Genomic DNA, 16,335 nt, shown 5'->3' with positions numbered 1-16,335 from the left:
GTCTTCGTGACGTTCAGCGGGGCAGACACGAGATCACCTTAGACACAGCCGGACCAGACCGCGCCACCACGGGAACCCGGACGGACCGGCTACGGACGGGGCGGCCCGCGGAGGAGGCGGCGCTTTTCGTCGGCGCGGGGAGGGTGTTGGATGAGGGCATGCGTGAAGTGGACGGAGAGCGCGAGCCGGTGCGGACGGCGGCGGATTCGGAGAGCCCGTCGACCTCACCGTGGAGCGCGCCGTCGTTTCCGCCCCACGCCCGGGACGCGGGATGGCGCCCCACCCGTGGCGTGCCGGGCGGGACGCCCGCTCCCGGCGTGGGCGGTCCCGGTATGCGGCAGTCCCCCGGAGGCGGTCCCGAGCGCCGCTCGCGCGCCGGGCGCCCGCTCCAGGCCGAGCCGATGCCGGGCCGGCGCGAGGGCGGGGGAGGCCGGCTCCGGTCGCAGGCCGGGACACGTCCGGCGCTTCGTGCCTTCAACCAGCTCGCCCTCGGCTCCTACAACGAGAAGCTGGTGATCGAGAGCATCCGGCAGGCCGTGTCCACGAGCAGGGTGGAGATCGCCGAGCGCACCGGTCTCACGCCGCAGGCGGTGTCGCGGATCACCCGTAACCTGCTCACCTCGGGCCTGCTGACCGAGGACGCCCGCCAGTCGGCGGGCGCCGGCAAGCCGCGGGTGCCGCTGCGGCTGCGTCCTGACGCCGGTTCGGCCATCGGCGTCCACCTCGACCCGAAGATGATCACCGTGGTGGCCGTCGACCTGTGCGGCGACCTGCTCGACCAGCGGCACCTGCCCCTGCCGGAACAGGCCGACCCGCAGTGGTGCCTGGCGCAGATGACCCGCCTGGCACTGGAGTCCGCCGAGGCCGCCCACCCCGCCTCCGAGGCCCTGCTGGGTGTGGGGGTCGCCGTGCCGGGCCCGCTCGACCCCCGAGCCGGCCTGCTGCTCGACCCGCCGCTGTTCCGGGACTGGAAGCACGTGGCGCTCAAGGCCGAGCTGGCCACCCGGCTGGACGTCACCGTCATCGTCGAGAAGGACTCCACGGCGGCGGCGATCGGCGAGCGCTGGCTCGGCGCGGCCGACCGCGCCGACGACTTCGTCTATCTCTACCTGGGCGCCGGTGTCGGGAGCGGCGCCTTCCTCAACGGCGACGTCTACCGGGGACGTACGGGCAACGCGGGCGAGGTCGGCCAGCTGTGCGCGATCGCGACCGGCCGGCTCACCCCGGAGGGCGGTCCCGACCTCGTCCCCGAGTGCGCCCCGACGTCCGCGGTGGTGGACCGCGCCGGCGCCGCGGGCATGGTGGTCCCGCCGGGTGACGCCGCCTACGAGTGGGTCTGCGAGGCCGCGGCGCGCGGCGACCGGCGGGCGGTCACGGTGATCGAGGAGGTGGCCCGCGTGATCGGCCTGGGCGCCGCCGGGCTCATCGACCTGCTGGACGTCGAGCTGCTCATCATCGGCGGGCCCGCCGTCCTGCCCGCCGTGGCCGACATCTACCACGGGCAGATCGCCGCCGCCGTCAACGGGTTCCCGATGGCCAGGCACCTGCGCGAGGTGGAGGTCGCCCAGTCGCACCTCAACCGGGCCGCGGCGGCGGTGGGGGCCGCGTCCAGCGTGTTCCACGAGGTGTTCACGCCCAGCCTGGGCTCACGGACGCGAACGGCGCACCCGGACGCCGTGTGACCGCTCCCGCCGAGGGCGGGGGACTTTACAGAGACGGTGACCGGGATTCCGCGTGGATTGACATAGTCAATCCAATGGATTTACATATCCGTAACCTCCGTCACCCCCCACCGAAGGCTAATTCGTGAATAACCGCCACAAACCCCTCCTGAGAGCGACGCTGGCCGTCTCCCTCCTCGCGGCCGCCCTGAGCTGGTCGGCCGCGACCCCGGCCCTCGGCGCGCAGGCCGCCGCCCCGCCCACCGTGAAGAACAAGGTCTACGCCGGCTACCAGGGGTGGTTCAACGCCCAGGGCGACGGCTCGCCGCTCAACCACTGGCGGCACTGGTCCCGCGGGACACAGCCCTCACCGGGCAACCAGACCTTCGAGCTCTACCCGGACATGAGCAAGTACCCCGCCTCGGCCAGATACCAGACCGGGTACGCGGCACTCGGCAACGGCCAGCCCGCGACGCTCTTCTCCTCCTATCCGACGGCCGTGGTCGACCAGCACTTCCAGTGGATGAGCCAGCACGGCATCGACGGCGCCGCGATCCAGCGCTTCGGCGCCGACGTCGTCGAGCCCGGCTCGGCCAACGCCCAGGTCCGCAACACGATCACCTCCAGGGCCAGGGACGCCGCCGAGAGGCACGGCCGCGGTTTCTACGTCGAGTACGACGTCAGCGGCCTGACCGACGCCAACGTGGAGCAGGTCCTCACCCGGGACTGGACCGACGTGGTCACCGGCCAGCTCCGCCTCACCGACTCCCCGGCGTACGCCAGGGAGAACGGCAAGCCCGTGGTCGAGATCTGGGGCTTCGGCTTCTCGGACCGCCCCGGCACGGCCGCCCAGGCCGAGCGCATCGTGCGCTGGTTCAAGGACCGCGGCCTGTACGTCATCGGCGGCGTGCCGCGCGAGTGGCGTTCGGGCGCGGACGGCAAGCCCGGGTTCGGCCCGGTGTACCGGGCGTTCGACATGATCTCGCCGTGGATGGTGGGGTACGTGGGCGACACGAGCGGGCTGCTCGCCGGCGACCGTGACGCGCTGAACGCGACCGGCCAGGCCTACCAGCCGGTCATCTACCCGGGCTTCGCCTGGTCCAACTGGAACGGCGGCGCGCGCAACATGATCCCGCGCCGGTCCGGCGACTTCATGTGGGAGCAGGCCGTCGGCGTGCGCCGGGCGGGGGTGCCGCAGGCGTTCATCGCTATGTTCGACGAGTACGACGAGGGCACGGCCCTCGCGCCGGGCGCCGAGGACTCCTCGCAGGTGCCGACCAACCAGTACTTCCTGACCACCAGCGCCGACGGCAAGTACGTGTCGTCGGACTTCTACCTGCGCCTGGCGGGCAGGGCCACCCGCATGATCACCGGTCTCGACCCGCTGGTGACCACGGTGCCCATCCCGCTCAGCGCCGGTCCGGTCTTCTTCCGCACCAGCGTGGAGCAGGGCACCGACGCCCAGCCGACGTGGACGAACACCCCGGGCGGCGGCGGCACCACCAACGTCACCGGCCAGTCGCTCGCGGTCGCGACCGGTGAGGACAACCAGATCGGCGCGTCCGCCCTGCGCATCCGGGGCAGCGCCGCCTCCACCGCGGCCTCGCACGCCTACTTCCAGGTGTTCGACGTGAACATCCCGGTGACCGCCGCGACCAAGCTGCAGTACTCCTTCCTGCCGAAGGACGCGGGCGGCCGCAACGTCGCGGTGGACTTCGTGATGACGGACGGCACCACGCTCCGCGACAGCGCCGCCGCCACGACCACCGGCACCGACATGCACCCGGGCGCGGCCAAGGGCACGATCGGCTCGTGGACGCGGATCCAGAGCGACTTCGGCTCCGCGCTGAACGGCAAGACCATCGACAAGATCCTCGTCGGCTACGACCGCGCCGGCGCGGCCGGCGCCTTCACCGCCTACATCGACGACATCACCATCACCAACTCCTGATCCGGGCCCCCGGCCGGGGTACGGCGCCCGCCGCGGCGCCGTACCCCGGCCGGGTCACGTCACCGGCGGGGGAGGCCCGTGGCGGCTTCGCCCGCTACGGCCACGGTTGATGCTCACGCGGCGCTCCCGGACGCCGCCACGGCCACACCGGAGCCCGCCGCGCGCGCTCACGCGGGACTTCGGGGACACTGGGCCGAGCACCCCATCCGGAGGAAGAGCATGAACGCACGTTCCGAGGCGGGCAGCCGCCTCACCGCCATGGGCACCCAGTTGCTCGAAGTGCACATCTGGCTTCGCGAGATGCTGGAGGACCTCCAGGACAGCGTCGACGACTACTTCGACGGCAAGGGGCTTCCGCCACGAGATCTGCGTGCCCACTGTCTTTCCTTCTGCACGGCGTTGACGCGCCACCACACCGGCGAGGACAGGGGCGCGTTCCCGGCGATCGCCGAGGAGTTCCCCGAGCTGCGCAAGGTCCTCTCCGAACTGCGCACGGACCACAACCAGCTGGACTGGCTGCTGGGGAACCTGCAGAAACTGCTCGAGTCCCTTCCGGAGAAGCCCGACTCGGCCACGGCCTCCAAGGTGCGCGAGGAGGTGGCGGCGCTGTCGGCGATCATGCAGACGCACTTCATCTACGAGGAGAAGAAGCTGGTCTCCGTGCTCAACTCGATGGACGTGCCCGAGTGGCGCGAGAACCGGCCCGACTTCCTGCTGATCGACGACGAGGACGGGCCCGTGGCCCCTTCCCGGTGAGGCTCCACACCACGCGGCGGCATCGGGCCGGCCCTCCCCGTCCACCTGGCCGCCTGTGGTGCGGGGTGGCGCCGCCGGTCCGGTCCGGTCCGGGACTTCGGGTCCGCGTACGGTGACACCGCGGTTATCAACCGGAGAACAGGGCGCGGTTGCTCTCCAGGAATTCCCGCAAGGACGTCGCGGGGCGGCCCGCCACCGCCTCGATCGTGCCGAAGACGCCGTCCGGCTCGATCAGCGAGCCGTTTCGCGTGCGTTCGAAGACGTTGCGGACGCACGCCATGTAGACGGGGTCGGCGCCTGCCGCGACCATGTTCTCGTAGAACACCCGCGGTTCGGCCGGCTCGTACCGCCAGGGCCGTCCGGTCACCTCGCCCAGCAGTTCGGTGATCTCGCTCAGCGACGCCGCCTCGGCGGCCAGGTCGTAGGAGCGCCCGGCGTGCGGTCCCGGATCGCGCAGCACGGTGGCCGCGACCTCGGCGATGTCGGCGACGTCCACCCAGTTCGGCCGCGCTTCGCCGACGAAGTGCGTGAGCACGCCCGGCGCCCCCAGGCTCAACCGCAGGTTCTGCATGAAGGAGGCGGGTCGCAGGTGCGTGTGGCCGAGCCCCGAGCGTTCGATGTACGCCTCGACGAGCTGGTGCCACGCGAAATGGACGATGGTGGTGTCCTCGGCGGCGGACACCCCGACATGGACCACATGGGAGACGCCCTCGGCCTTGGCCGCGTCCACGGCCGCCTTGGATCGCGCCAGCATCCTCACGTCGTAGCCGGTGAGCAGGAACACCCGGTCGACATCCGCGAACGCGGGCCGTACCGCCTGCAGCCCGGTGGTCTCGGCCTCGTCCAGGTCGAGACGGCGCACCTCGACCCCGCGCTCCCGCGACCAGGCCGCGGCATCCGGACGACGGGTGGCCACGACCAGGCGCAGGCGTCCTTCCCGATGATCGGGAACGAGCCTGTCGACGAGTGCGGAGCCGATCGCCCCGGTGGCCCCGATGACCAGAACGGTTGCCGATGACATGTCTCCCCCATGTATGGCTGGACGCATCGACCCGCGACGCGGGTCCCGGGGGAAACGTAAAGCCTCACGTCGGTGTGAAGGTCAAGCGCCTAGGCTGCCGGGTATGCGGATCGGTGAGCTGGCGCGGCGCACCGGCATGAGCGTGCGGGCGCTGCGCTATTACGAGGAGCAGGGCCTGCTGGTGCCGGCGCGGGCCGCCAACGGCTACCGCGAGTACACCCGGGCCGCCGTGGACGTGGTCGGCTGCATCCAGCTGCTGTACGCGGCGGGCCTGTCCAGCGCCAAGGTCGCCGAGGTGCTGCCCGCGGCGTGCCGCGACGCCGCGGGGGTCGTGCTGTCCGGCGAGCTGACCGGGGAACTGGAGACGGTGCGGGTGCGGCTGGTCGCCGAGATCGAGGAGCGTCAGGCGTCGCTGCGCCTGCTCGACGAGGTGATGGCCGCCGCGTGCTGGGACGGCGTGACCCGTTGAGGGTGAGGTTCGTCTGTCTTGAGGCACAGCTCGGGTGGGCGACGCCCGCCCCACTGCCGACGCGCTCCACGGGTGGGCTCAGAGGTGCGGCGCCCGTCGCGGTGCCGCATCTCGGCCGAGCCGTGCCGGGGTGCCGTTTGCTCGACGGTTCTCTTGACGGCACCCGTATCTCTTGACGGCGCCCGTACGCGGGCCGTCCCGGACAGGGTCAGCCCTTGGGGCGCCACATCACGACGGTGAAGGGGCCGCCGCCGTTGAGGCTGTGGGCGGTGCCGACCATCTCACCCCTGTCGTTGACGGCGATGACGCGGGCGCCGGAGAAGCCGGAGAGCAGGGGCAGCAGTCGCGGGTCGGCCTCGTGGCCGGTCCACACGGCGGGGCCGGCGGGACCGTAGGGGGTGGTCGAGCAGGTGAAGTAGCCGGCGATCAGTTCGCTGTCGTTGATGTCGGTGACTCTGGCCTCGCCCTGGAGGCGGGGCAGGAGTTTGATCCCCGTCTGCGGGCTCCAGAAGAAGCCGTCGGTGCCGAAGCCGTCCGCTCGCGTGGAGGAGTGCCCGACCACCTGGCCGCGGTCGTTGACGGCCAGGGACTCGCTCCAGTTGCTGCCCAGCGTGCCGAGGTCGTGGACCTTCTCCCCTTCCAGGAGGTAGGCCCGGTCGGTGCGCTTGTAGTAGGGGGTGAAATCTCCCGTGATCCCATGAGAGCCGGCCACCTGCCCCGTCTCGTTCACGTCGCGAGCGTGGCTCGCAGGTGCGAGCTTGAGCCGGGTGAGCTTCCCGTCGCGCCAGCGGACGGCCCGCCAGCGGTTGGTGTCGACGGGCTGGGTGGTGTCGATGAACCCGCCGACCACCACGCCGCGGCTGACCGCGTCGGGAAGGAAAGTGCCGATGTCGCGCATCTGCCCGTTCTGCCAGAGATACGCGTGGTCTTTGACGTCACCGGCGACAGCGGACGTTCCGGTGATCCGGCCCTCGTCGTCGATGCCCGTGGCGATGCTGCGCCAACCACCGGGGAGGGTTCCCAGGTCGGTCAGCCGGCCGTCCTCCCAGAGAAAACCGCGGTCCGTTTCGGGGTCGTCTCCGATGATCTGCCCGCGGTTGTTGATGTCTCTCGGGTATCCCTGGAAACCGAGGTCGGCCACCTCCCACCTGTCGGTGGTCGGCGGGCACTCGTCGGCATGGACGGCCGAAGCGGGCACGGCATGAGCCGCGGGTGCCGAAACGGCGGCGAGGGGCAGTGCGACGAGCGCACTGAGCACTAGGGAGGTGCGTCGCATGGAGGTCTCCTGAAGGAAGGGAAGATCGGAGGCGGCCCGCCACAAGCGACCCTATGCACCGGTGCACGAATGATCCCTTACGAAATGCTTAACGGGGTCTCGGGGGCAGTGCTTGGCGGCCGGGCATGAGGTGGCAGCGACCTACCTGACCCGATCAGGAGATGCCGCGGATGCCGCGGTCGCGCCGACCTCGGTGACAGCCCGGACATCCTTGATCATCGGTGACGGTGACTCTTCGCACGAGGCGCTGGTGCATTCACTGGCCACTGGCAGGAAAAAGGGAATGCTGTTCACCGACGACGTGCGATGTCCCGTGCATGTCGTCGATCTCGCTGCGGCGCTCCTCGAACTCGCCGTATCCGAGTATCACGGCATCCACCATGTCGCCGGAGCCGATGCGGTGAGCCGATACGAGCTGGGACTGCTCATCGCCCGGCGCGATGGACTCGATTCGGACCGGTTGCCTTCAGACCGGCGAGCAGACACCGACGTGCCCGGTCCGATGGACGTACGCCTGGAGTGCGGCATCACTCAGCGGCGGCTTCGGACCGAACTGCGGGGCGCGCGGCGGTTTCTGGGATGAGATCCACCGGTAATCGTGGCCTTTTCGACTTGCGATGTCACGGCGTTCTCCTCTTCCGAAGCAGGGGTGGCGTTGGGAGACACGTCATCTGCTTCGAACGGCGGTGTCTCCGCAGGCGAGGCATGGTGTCTTCCGCTCGGTCACGTGGTTCGCGGCGGGGCCGACACGATGTCGGGCGTGCATAGGACGGACATCGGCGAGGAGTCCGAACCGTCGGGTACGGCTGAGGAGATCGGGATCCGAGGGGCCGGTGCTCGGTCGGCCGAACTCGTCGAGCGGGTGGGCGCGGGCGAGCCGGTGCTGCGTCGTCGTCGGTCATCTCGATAGCGTCGCGCATCTGTCGTATGAGCAGGGTGTCGTCACGAATGGTGTCCGTGACAGGAAGATGGCCGCATCGCCATTGGTTGTCGTTACCGATCGCGTCCACCGTTGTCATCCCGTTATGGCGCCGGTGAAAAAGAATATTTTTCACATCAGAAGCATCGGGTGGTTGTTTTGGGGGCTCGCTGTTTGTTTTGGGTGTGTGTAGCGCATCGTCGGAGATCTTCTGGTTTTTTGTTGATCTTTGAGTGAAGATCACTCGATCGGGATAACCGGATTTTCGTTCTAGTCGGCGCTGTGATTCCCGTCCGCCGAGCAAGATCGAACGCTCCAGGCCAAACGATATGTGAGCATTGTCGCTGGTCAGTACAGGTGTAAGGGGCGCTGGGAGTATGGGTCGACGAAATCTACCATTGTGCACTTGTTTGGTCACTAAGGGTGATGGTCGCTGGAGTGTGTGGAATCGGTTGCGAATGGTGAGGCCGGGGCTGTTGAGTTGCTCCGACAGACTCCGGTGGGGCAGGCCGGGCCTGGGTTGGGCGTATCCGGCATGCGTCCCCTTGGCTCGCCGGCCGTTGCCGGGGAAGTGCGTATGGCTCGCTGCGGAATCCTCCACGTGTGCACGACCAGGAGAGTTCTGCGCGGGCCTTTCGCCGTATTAGAGACAAAAGTCCGAGTTCGGCAACGAAAGGAAACAGATGACCGACTCGCAACCGCCGCGGGAAGCGGACGGGGCGCCCGAGCCCGGAGAGCCCGAGCCCGGGGTGGATCGTTCCTGGATGGGGGAGGTGGCGCGGACGATCCGGGACATTGTCGACAACAATGCCCGGACCGCCCGCGCCTGCATCTTGATCGCGGCGGCAACCGCGGCCTGGGCCTTCTTCCGATAGTCCCGATGCATTCCTGAAACAAGGCCTCAGGGTAAAACGGTCTCCGACGCCCGACCGTCCGGTATAGCAAGATTCCCGGCGATACGCGGCCGATGATCCCGATTTACCCTGAGGCCTTCATGGTCCGTTCACCCTTCCCGCAATCGCGGGAAGCGAAACAGACGATCGCCCGGCCGCTGTCCGGCGCCATCGGGGCGACCGCGAAGGCCGCCCCGGGTGAGGCGCACGGACCCCGGCAAGCGTTGACGGAAAAGCGTAAGCCCTCCCATCCCTCGCCATGCAACCCCATCACGAGATCCAAATCCGGCGGATCGACCAACCGGAACACCTGTACGAACAGCCCAACCGTGATCTTCTCGCCCTCACCCCTTGGCTGGAGATCGGGTGCACGCCTGTTGACTGTTCGCCTTGTGGGTCCTCACCACCCCGGCTGCGGTCAGGGCGGCAGTGTCGAGACGGTCGGGACCTGCCGTTCGACGTCGTGCCCGCCGCCACCGACCTCTTCGGTGAACGGGGACCGTAACCACCAGCCACGCCGGTGGCCGCCGAGCTGATGCGGGCGGCACCATGCTCGTTCGGCGCACATCCGTTTCAGGGCCGGAGGGTGTCGTGGCGCGGGGTAGAACGGTGGTGGATGAGCCGGGAAGAGGTGTGGCGTAGACGCCGCCAGCGCCGCAGCGGGGTGGTCAGTCTCAGTAGTCGCTGAAGGGACGCCTCGCCGGTGGCCCAGCGGCTGAGCTCGTCACGGCCGAGCAGGTGGATACGGAAGTCATCGGCCGTCTGGCGGGCATCGCGGGTGAAGGAGCCGTTGGTGACCACCACGGCGACATCGCCGCCGTGCGCGGCGGCGGCTGTGCCGTTGACCTCGTAGATCACCCGGGAGCCGACCTTGGCGGCGGTGGTGGTGTGCTTGCACTGCACGACGATGACATAGCCGCCGTGCTCTCGGCCGATGACGTCGGCCGCCTTGTCTCCGCGCTGTCCCACGTGCCGAGCCGCGATGCCGTCTCGGATCATGAGGTCACGCACGGCCCGCTCGAAATCGGTGGGATTCATCGCATCCAGTTGCGGCAACGTCAGTTGCAGATGGCGCAGCCGCGCAGAACGCTGCCGGACGGTAACAGCCTTCCATTGAGACCATCCGATAATCGCCAGAACGGCGCACACTCCCACTGAAACCCCGATGTACCAGGTGCTGGAAATAGCGTCGACAACGATGGTGATGATCTGAATCGCGAAAGAGCCGGTGACGAGTGTGATGACGGCGGCGGCGCACCATTCCGCCGGCCCGGCGGGCATGCGCGGCCGGGGAAGGCGCCGCCGAAGCGATCTGATGCGGCGTTTCACGGCGCCTCGGTCGGGTCGGGGGGTGGTGGCTCCTGGTCGGCGTCGACGGCTTGCTCGGGGGCCGGGGCCTGGGCCGGGGGTGCGGGCTCCGACACCGAGGACGGCGGTTGAGCCGGGGTGGGCTGCTCATCGCCGCTCTGATTCCAAAACCATGCGAGGGCGGCTATGGCGGCCAGGAGGATCCAGCCGGAACCCTTCGCGCTTTTCGGTTTCGGTCTGTTGACCCAGTGTCCGCGCCGATAATACCTGCCTTGAGACATGGCGACTCCCTGAAAATGTCGGTGGCGTTTTGCCGGGTAGTTGCTTACGTGAGATGTAAACACGAGCCACCGACAGATGAGCCCGCATTTGCGGCGTTCGGGAAAGCCGAGAATGGATAAGTGTGTTTCCGCCGAGTGAGTGGATTGTCGCTTTCTTGGCGTAGCAGTCAGGGCTGCCCCGGTGCCTTACGCGCCACTGGGGCGGCTGGGCGAGCGGGCTTTGGCCGGGGCGACGGTGCCGGCCAAATGGGCGGCTGGACCTGAGGCGCCGCCGATTGGCGGGGCCCGCGCGGTCGGCGGCCCCAGCTCAGGGTGGGGCCTTCGGCATGTGCGGCCCCCGGGTGACCCGGCACTCCTTCGGCCGGGGTGTCACTCGCCCCTCGGAGGGCCGGGCACTTTTCCCGGGCCCGGTGAGGCAACCTGGACGGCGGTTCGTGCATGGAAGAGGTATGCGATCTCAGATTCGACGAGCGGTGATGGAACCGCCACCGACGGCGGAGCGGCCGGTGGACGGGGCTTCCGAAGACGCCGCCGTGGCCGAGTTGTTCCTGGCTCACCGGCTTGGCCTCGTCCGTCTGGCATTTCTGCTGGTGGGGGACCAGGAGACGGCCGAGGACGTCGTTCAGGACGCCTTCGCGGCGCTCCAGCGCCGGTGGAGCCGGTTGGCCGACCACGACCGGATGCTGCCCTACCTCCGGGTGGCCGTGGTGAACGGGTGCCGCATGGTCCACCGGCGGCGGGTGGTCGTCGGCCGGTTCACCGGTGACCGGGAAACCCCGTTCTGGTCGGCGGAGGCCGCCACCTTGCTGGGCGAGACGCGTCGTGAGGTGCTGGTGGCCGTACGCGCGCTGCCGCGCCGCCAGCGCGAGGCCGTGGTGCTGCGCTACTACCTCGACCTGTCGGAGGCGGAGATCTCCGAGGCCATGGGGGTCAGCCGCGGAACGGTGAAGTCGACCACCTCTCGAGCCCTCAGGGCGCTCGCCGTGAAACTGGAGGAGACCCGATGAGCCCGCGGATCGAAGACCGGCTCCGTGACGCCTTCGCCGCCGGTGCCGAACTGGTACGCGCCGAGGCCCTGCGCCCCGCCGAGGAGGCCGTGCGGGTGGAGGCCGCCCCGCGCCGGCGCGGGCTCGCCCTGGCCGTCCCGCTGGTGGCGGCTCTCCTCGTCGTGGCCGTGAGCGTGGCCGTCCCGGCGTGGACGCGCGGCCCGGCCGCGGTGGAGCCCGCGGTGGAGCCCACGGTGAGGCCCACGATGGAGGTCTCCTCGGGACCGCGTTTCCTGCTGGTCGCCGACGACGACGGGGTGACGGTCCGCGACGCGCTCACCGGGACGGTCACCGACAGGGTCGGGGTGCCGCGAACCCCGGAGGGGAGCTTCCGGGATCCCGGCGGGTACCTGCTCGCCGGGACCGGCGAAGGTACGGCGTTCTACGTCGCCCGGAGCGTCACGTCCCGCCGGACGCACGTGAGCACCACCCGATTTCACCGGGTGCGGGTCGACAAGATGGGGAAGGTGGCCGATCTGACCCGCGATGTGATCCCCGCGGTGACCGGTACGGCCGCGAGTTCCCTCGCCGTCACCGGTGACGGCGCCCGGCTGGCCTACAGCCTCGACGGCAAGGTGTGCGGCAAGGACAGGACGTCGCGCTTCTGTCCCGGCGCCCGGCTCACGGTCGTCGATCTGCCCGCGGGGACGACACGCGTCTGGACGACGGACGTCGTGGAACGGATCGAGCACCTGTCGTGGACGGCCGATCACCGGACGCTCGGTTTCGTGGCGAAGTCCGAGGCCCGGGTCCTGGACACGGCCGCCGCCGGCACCACGCTCGCGACCGCTCGCGTCGTGGTCGGGGGACAGGAGGTCACGGCCGCGACGATCAGCCCGGACGGCCGCACCATGCTGGTCGGGCGCACCCGGCCGCCCACGGGCCGGGTGAGCCGCTACCGCATCGACGAGTACCCCGTCACGGGCGGAGGCAGGATCAGCGGGCTGGTCGCCGCGAGCCTCGGCGACAGGGCCGCCGCCCGGTGGAGCCTGATCCGCTACGACGTCACCGGGCGGCACGTGCTGTTCATGGGCGACGTCTTCCCGCTGAGCAGGTGGAACGACTGGAGGATCACCACCCTGGTTCACCACGGTCCCGGGGATCCGCGCCCGAAGGGCTCGCCGCGGCAGGCGCTGGGGGCGGCCTGGTGATCGCGAGGCCGTTCCGGCCCCGCCGGGTCCCGCACCTGGGAGAGGCGTCCCCCGGGTGCGGGATCAGACGAAGCGGAGGTAGCCGATGACGTTGTTCAGCACCTCCGGGTCGTTCTCGGGGAAGCGGGCGACGAAGGTGCGCAGCCTGCCGGTGTCGTCGAGGGCCGCCCAGAGGTAGGCCACCTCGGCGTCGGGGAGCGTCATCCACCAGGCGGTGCCGGGAAAACCGCCGAAGTTCGCGTCGGCCGGGGGCCGGGTGCTCAGCGGGCGGGCGGGGAGGGTGCGCTCCAGTTGTTCGCGGACCGTGCTCAGGATTCGGGCGCGGGACGCGGCAGAGGCGGGCGGGGCGATGCGCAGGACCCTGATCGCCAGGTGGTGGAGCCTGTTGGGTGAGGTCAGGTCGGCGGTGCCGGCCCGGTCGTGGGAGAAGGCCCAGCCGTCGGGGCGGCACAGGGCGATGCCGCCGGCCCAGTCGGCGTACCCGGTCAGGCCGACGCCGGTGCCGGTCGACCGGGTGGCGCCCGCGCCGGCCAGCAGGCGGCCCTCGGCGTAGAACTCGACCCGGTACTCGCCGGTCGCGGGGCAGGCGGCGTCGACGACCGTCCAGGACGTGGTGCCCGAGGGCTGTTCGGGCTGCCAGGGCTGGATGCTGACCAGGTCGGAGCGCTGCAGCCACTCGTCGCCCGGCTGTGCCCGGTAGTAGACGATCGAGGCCATCCTGGCGCCCTTGAACATGCCCTCGTAGGAGAGCGTCGCCTGGATGACGGCACCCTGAGCGGCCACCCTGACCGCCGGGATCCGGGCCGACGGCGCGGGCCGCGCGTTCGGGGCGAGCTCCTCGCCCTGGACGCGCACCAGCTCGCCCTTGATCTCCTGGGCGAGGGGCCGGGCGTGGTCGCGCTGGGCGGACACCAGGTCGAGGGTGGTACGGGTGGCGGCGTAGAGCTCGTTGCGTTCGGTGGGGTCGGGGCGGCTCCTGATCACCCGGAGCAGCTCGGTGGCCGCACGCCTGGCCTCGGCGGTCTTCTTCTGGCCGAGCAGGGCCAGCAGCAGGTTCATCCGGGGTATCGGCGGGCCGGGGTTGAGCGCGACGGCGGCCCGGCTGTGCTCCTCGGCCGCCTCGTAGTCGGCCAGGTGGATCTCGAAGCCCCCCAGGTTGACCAGGGCGGTGTACTTCTCGTCGCCGCCGTACTCGACGGCCTTGGACATGTCCGCCACCGCGGCCTCGTACGCGCTGCGTGAGGCCGTGCTGAACACGTACGCCGACGTGGCGCGCTCGGGGCTGGCCGCCATCACGCGGGCGCTCGCGCGATGCTCGTAGGCGACCGCGTAGTCGTCGCGCAGCGCGATCGCCCGGGTGTAGTGGGCGATCGCGCTCTCGTACTCGCGCAGCCCGGCGAGACGGTCGCCCTCGGCCACGGCCGCGACGGCCGCGCGGGGCGTCGTGACGGGCGGTACGACGAGGAGGACGAGGGTGCCGGCGACGGTGACGGCCACTATCGCGGCGGCGGGCCGCACCAGGTGGTTCCGGTTGGCCTCGCCGACGGTCAGGGACAGGCCGAACAGGGTCAGCGCGATCGCGAGGAGGGCGGTCCCCGCCGAGTAGGTGTTGCTCCTGTCGCCCCACGCGCTCGCGGTCTCCTGGGTCGCCTCCTGCAGGAGGCCCGCCACGGTCGCCTCCCTGTTGAGATCACCGAGGTAGCGCTGGGCGGCGACCGCGTCGGCGCCCAGCAGCGGGGAGGAGTCGTCCAGCTTGCCGTACGCCTGCCGGAGCCGGTCGGCGACGGCCTCGTGCTCCCGCTCGCCGAGCAGCGTGGCCCGGAGTGACTCGAGGTCGTGACGGCGCTTGACGGTGGTGGCGGCGCCGAGGTTGGCGGTGCTCTCCATGGAGTCCGCCGTCGCCCCCGCCTGGGCGGCCAGCGCGGTGACGGAGGCGCGTTGCGCCTCACGGGCGTTCCTGTCCTCCTGGGCGCCCGCCTGCCCCCCGAGGTAGGTGAGCACTCCCGCGAGCAGGCCCACCGCGGTCATCGTGAGCGCGAGCCCGCGCTTGAACGGGGTGTCGAACTCCTCCGTCGTACCGGGTCCCTCCGTCATACCGGGGCCAGGGAGAGCCACAGGGCCAGGACGGTGAGCAGCCCGTACCCGCCGAGGGAGGCTCGCAGGAGCCGGTCGCGCCGCGGCGGCGCGACGAGGCGGGCGACGGTCAGCAGGAGCACGATCGCGAGGGTGCCGCCGACGGTGAGGGTGAGATGGCCGACCCGGTCGTGCAGGGCGTCGGCGCGTCGCGCGGTCCGGGCGGGCTGGTCGCCCGGAACCGTGAAGATCTCGTAGTTGCGGATCACGGCGGCCTCGCTCATCTCGTAGTCCCACTTGGCGGAGGCACCCGCGCCGGGAAGGTGGCGGCGGTCGATGTACTGGTCGACGAGGAAGCCGTCGGCGACCTCGCGAAGGGCCCTGGCCTCGTCGGGGTCGACGGCCTCGATCGCGTCGGCCTGGGCGTGGAGGGCCCGGTAGTGCACGACCTGGCCGCCCCTCGACCGGCTGCTCATGTGCGCCACCACGCCCGCCGTCCGCACCTGGATGGTCTCCACCACGGCCTGCCGGTCGGTGTCGATGGCCTGCGAGTTCAGCCGCACCGCCGCGTACGAGGCGGCCGCCCCGGTGATCGTGGACAGGCCGATCGCGATCGCGATGATCCGCTCGTACGGCCGGGCCCCGCCCCGCTCCCCGCCGCTCCGCCTCGGGAAGCGGAAGCGCCGTTTGCGGAGCGGCTTCCTCGGCTCCGCCGCACCGGCCCTGCGGAGGGTCGTGATCCTTGCCCGCAACGACCGGACGGCGCCGTGCTGGGGGCGGCCGTTCCGGTCACCCGCGGGGACGCCGCCCGAGCGCTCGGCGTGGCCGGGATCGGGCGCGTTCCCTTCGGCTTCGGGGGGCATGCGAGACCTCCGGCTCAGGGGCCGGCAGGCGCGGTCACCGTGCCGGTCCGTGGTCAGTTGATGACGATAACGGCATCGAACCACGGAGTCGACAGGGACGACAGCGGGCTGCGCAGTTTCTCCACGCCCAGCCGGTAGGTGCCGGGGTTCAGCCCGCCGAGCGGCAGGTAGCGGCCGGTGAGGTTGGAGGCGCTGCCGGTCCAGAAGCCGTGCTGCAGCGAGCGGAGGACCGTCACGGGTCCCGACGCCAGGCGCGGGTGGACGGCGGAGAGGTTGCCCGACAGCTGGAAGCGGGCGCCCGCCGCCGAGTTCCGAGCGGCGGTGCGAACGGTGGAGAAGATGAAGTAACGGTGGTTGTACCCGGCGCCCGACGTCAGCGGCGGGCAGCCCACCGCCACGACGGTGCCGCGGACGGTGCCCAGCCGCAGCGGATCGGAGTAGGAGCCCGAGCCGGCCAGGGAGCGGCAGCTCACCGTGGTCACCGTGGTGGCCGTGGTGGCCGGGGCGCCGGCGGTCTCCGCCGACGCGTGGGCCGCCGGCCACTGCGCCGACGTGAGAATCAGCAACGCGGTCGCTCCCAGGCGTGCGAAGCCCGTTCTTTTCATTATTCCCCCATTTGTACTATTTGGTGCGAGTGTCTGTGTGACCAGATGTATCGGGGAAAGGG

The 16,335-nt window shown here is 70.5% G+C and carries 13 protein-coding genes; 7 read left to right on the top strand and 6 right to left on the bottom strand.

The features are described 5' to 3' along the window. Positions 1 to 158 precede the first annotated feature (158 nt). From ACVCAG_RS41520 to ACVCAG_RS41510, 3 genes are all read left to right on the top strand, one after another. Positions 159 to 1,682 (top strand): ROK family protein, encoded by a 1,524-nt coding sequence (locus tag ACVCAG_RS41520; RefSeq protein WP_440088703.1) that lies wholly within the window; start codon positions 159 to 161, stop codon positions 1,680 to 1,682. A 124-nt stretch (positions 1,683 to 1,806) separates the two neighbouring features. After that, positions 1,807 to 3,612: a glycoside hydrolase family 71/99-like protein gene (locus ACVCAG_RS41515; protein ID WP_440088702.1), complete on the top strand. Its 1,806-nt coding sequence runs from the start codon at positions 1,807 to 1,809 to the stop codon at positions 3,610 to 3,612. A 219-nt stretch (positions 3,613 to 3,831) separates the two neighbouring features. After that, positions 3,832 to 4,368, top strand: coding sequence for a hemerythrin domain-containing protein (locus tag ACVCAG_RS41510; protein WP_447191448.1), 537 nt, complete (start codon positions 3,832 to 3,834; stop codon positions 4,366 to 4,368). A gap of 127 nt (positions 4,369 to 4,495) precedes the next feature. Here the strand turns inward: ACVCAG_RS41510 and ACVCAG_RS41505 are convergent, their stop codons facing one another. Then, on the bottom strand, positions 4,496 to 5,389 hold the full coding sequence (locus ACVCAG_RS41505) for an NmrA family NAD(P)-binding protein (RefSeq protein ID WP_440088699.1): 894 nt from the start codon (positions 5,387 to 5,389) through the stop codon (positions 4,496 to 4,498). A 103-nt stretch (positions 5,390 to 5,492) separates the two neighbouring features. Between ACVCAG_RS41505 and ACVCAG_RS41500 the strand changes: the two genes are divergently transcribed. Next, positions 5,493 to 5,858, top strand: coding sequence for a MerR family transcriptional regulator (locus ACVCAG_RS41500; protein WP_440088697.1), 366 nt, complete (start codon positions 5,493 to 5,495; stop codon positions 5,856 to 5,858). 208 nt (positions 5,859 to 6,066) lie between these two features. On the opposite strand, the gene ACVCAG_RS41495 is transcribed toward ACVCAG_RS41500, so the two are convergent. Beyond that, a complete protein-coding gene (locus tag ACVCAG_RS41495; protein ID WP_447191447.1) occupies positions 6,067 to 7,134 on the bottom strand; it encodes a hypothetical protein in 1,068 nt (355 codons plus the stop codon). Positions 7,135 to 7,264: 130 nt separating this feature from the next. On the opposite strand from ACVCAG_RS41495, the gene ACVCAG_RS41490 reads away from it, so the two are divergent. Next, positions 7,265 to 7,717, top strand: coding sequence for a sugar nucleotide-binding protein (locus ACVCAG_RS41490; RefSeq protein ID WP_440088694.1), 453 nt, complete (start codon positions 7,265 to 7,267; stop codon positions 7,715 to 7,717). 1,802 nt (positions 7,718 to 9,519) lie between these two features. On the opposite strand, the gene ACVCAG_RS41485 is transcribed toward ACVCAG_RS41490, so the two are convergent. Further along, entirely contained in the window at positions 9,520 to 10,275 is a 756-nt protein-coding gene (locus tag ACVCAG_RS41485) for a restriction endonuclease (RefSeq protein WP_440088692.1), read from the bottom strand. 766 nt (positions 10,276 to 11,041) lie between these two features. Between ACVCAG_RS41485 and ACVCAG_RS41480 the strand changes: the two genes are divergently transcribed. Next, positions 11,042 to 11,542 (top strand): SigE family RNA polymerase sigma factor, encoded by a 501-nt coding sequence (locus ACVCAG_RS41480; protein WP_440088690.1) that lies wholly within the window; start codon positions 11,042 to 11,044, stop codon positions 11,540 to 11,542. After that, entirely contained in the window at positions 11,539 to 12,732 is a 1,194-nt protein-coding gene (locus ACVCAG_RS41475; RefSeq protein ID WP_440088688.1) for a hypothetical protein, read from the top strand. The genes ACVCAG_RS41480 and ACVCAG_RS41475 overlap by 4 nt, the downstream gene beginning before the upstream one ends. 63 nt (positions 12,733 to 12,795) lie before the next feature. Here the strand turns inward: ACVCAG_RS41475 and ACVCAG_RS41470 are convergent, their stop codons facing one another. The 3 genes from ACVCAG_RS41470 to ACVCAG_RS41460 are packed head-to-tail and all read right to left on the bottom strand — an operon-like array spanning position 12,796 to position 16,234. Continuing rightward, a complete protein-coding gene (locus ACVCAG_RS41470; protein ID WP_447191446.1) occupies positions 12,796 to 14,826 on the bottom strand; it encodes a hypothetical protein in 2,031 nt (676 codons plus the stop codon). Further along, positions 14,823 to 15,668 (bottom strand): hypothetical protein, encoded by an 846-nt coding sequence (locus ACVCAG_RS41465; RefSeq protein ID WP_447191445.1) that lies wholly within the window; start codon positions 15,666 to 15,668, stop codon positions 14,823 to 14,825. The genes ACVCAG_RS41470 and ACVCAG_RS41465 overlap by 4 nt, the downstream gene beginning before the upstream one ends. A 53-nt stretch (positions 15,669 to 15,721) precedes the next feature. Beyond that, positions 15,722 to 16,234, bottom strand: coding sequence for a hypothetical protein (locus tag ACVCAG_RS41460; RefSeq protein ID WP_447191444.1), 513 nt, complete (start codon positions 16,232 to 16,234; stop codon positions 15,722 to 15,724). Positions 16,235 to 16,335: the final 101 nt, after the last annotated feature.

This window comes from Streptosporangium sp. G12 (genome assembly GCF_052983175.1).
Note: the sequence above shows the minus strand (reverse complement) of the source record. Positions and strands in the feature narration are given on the sequence as shown.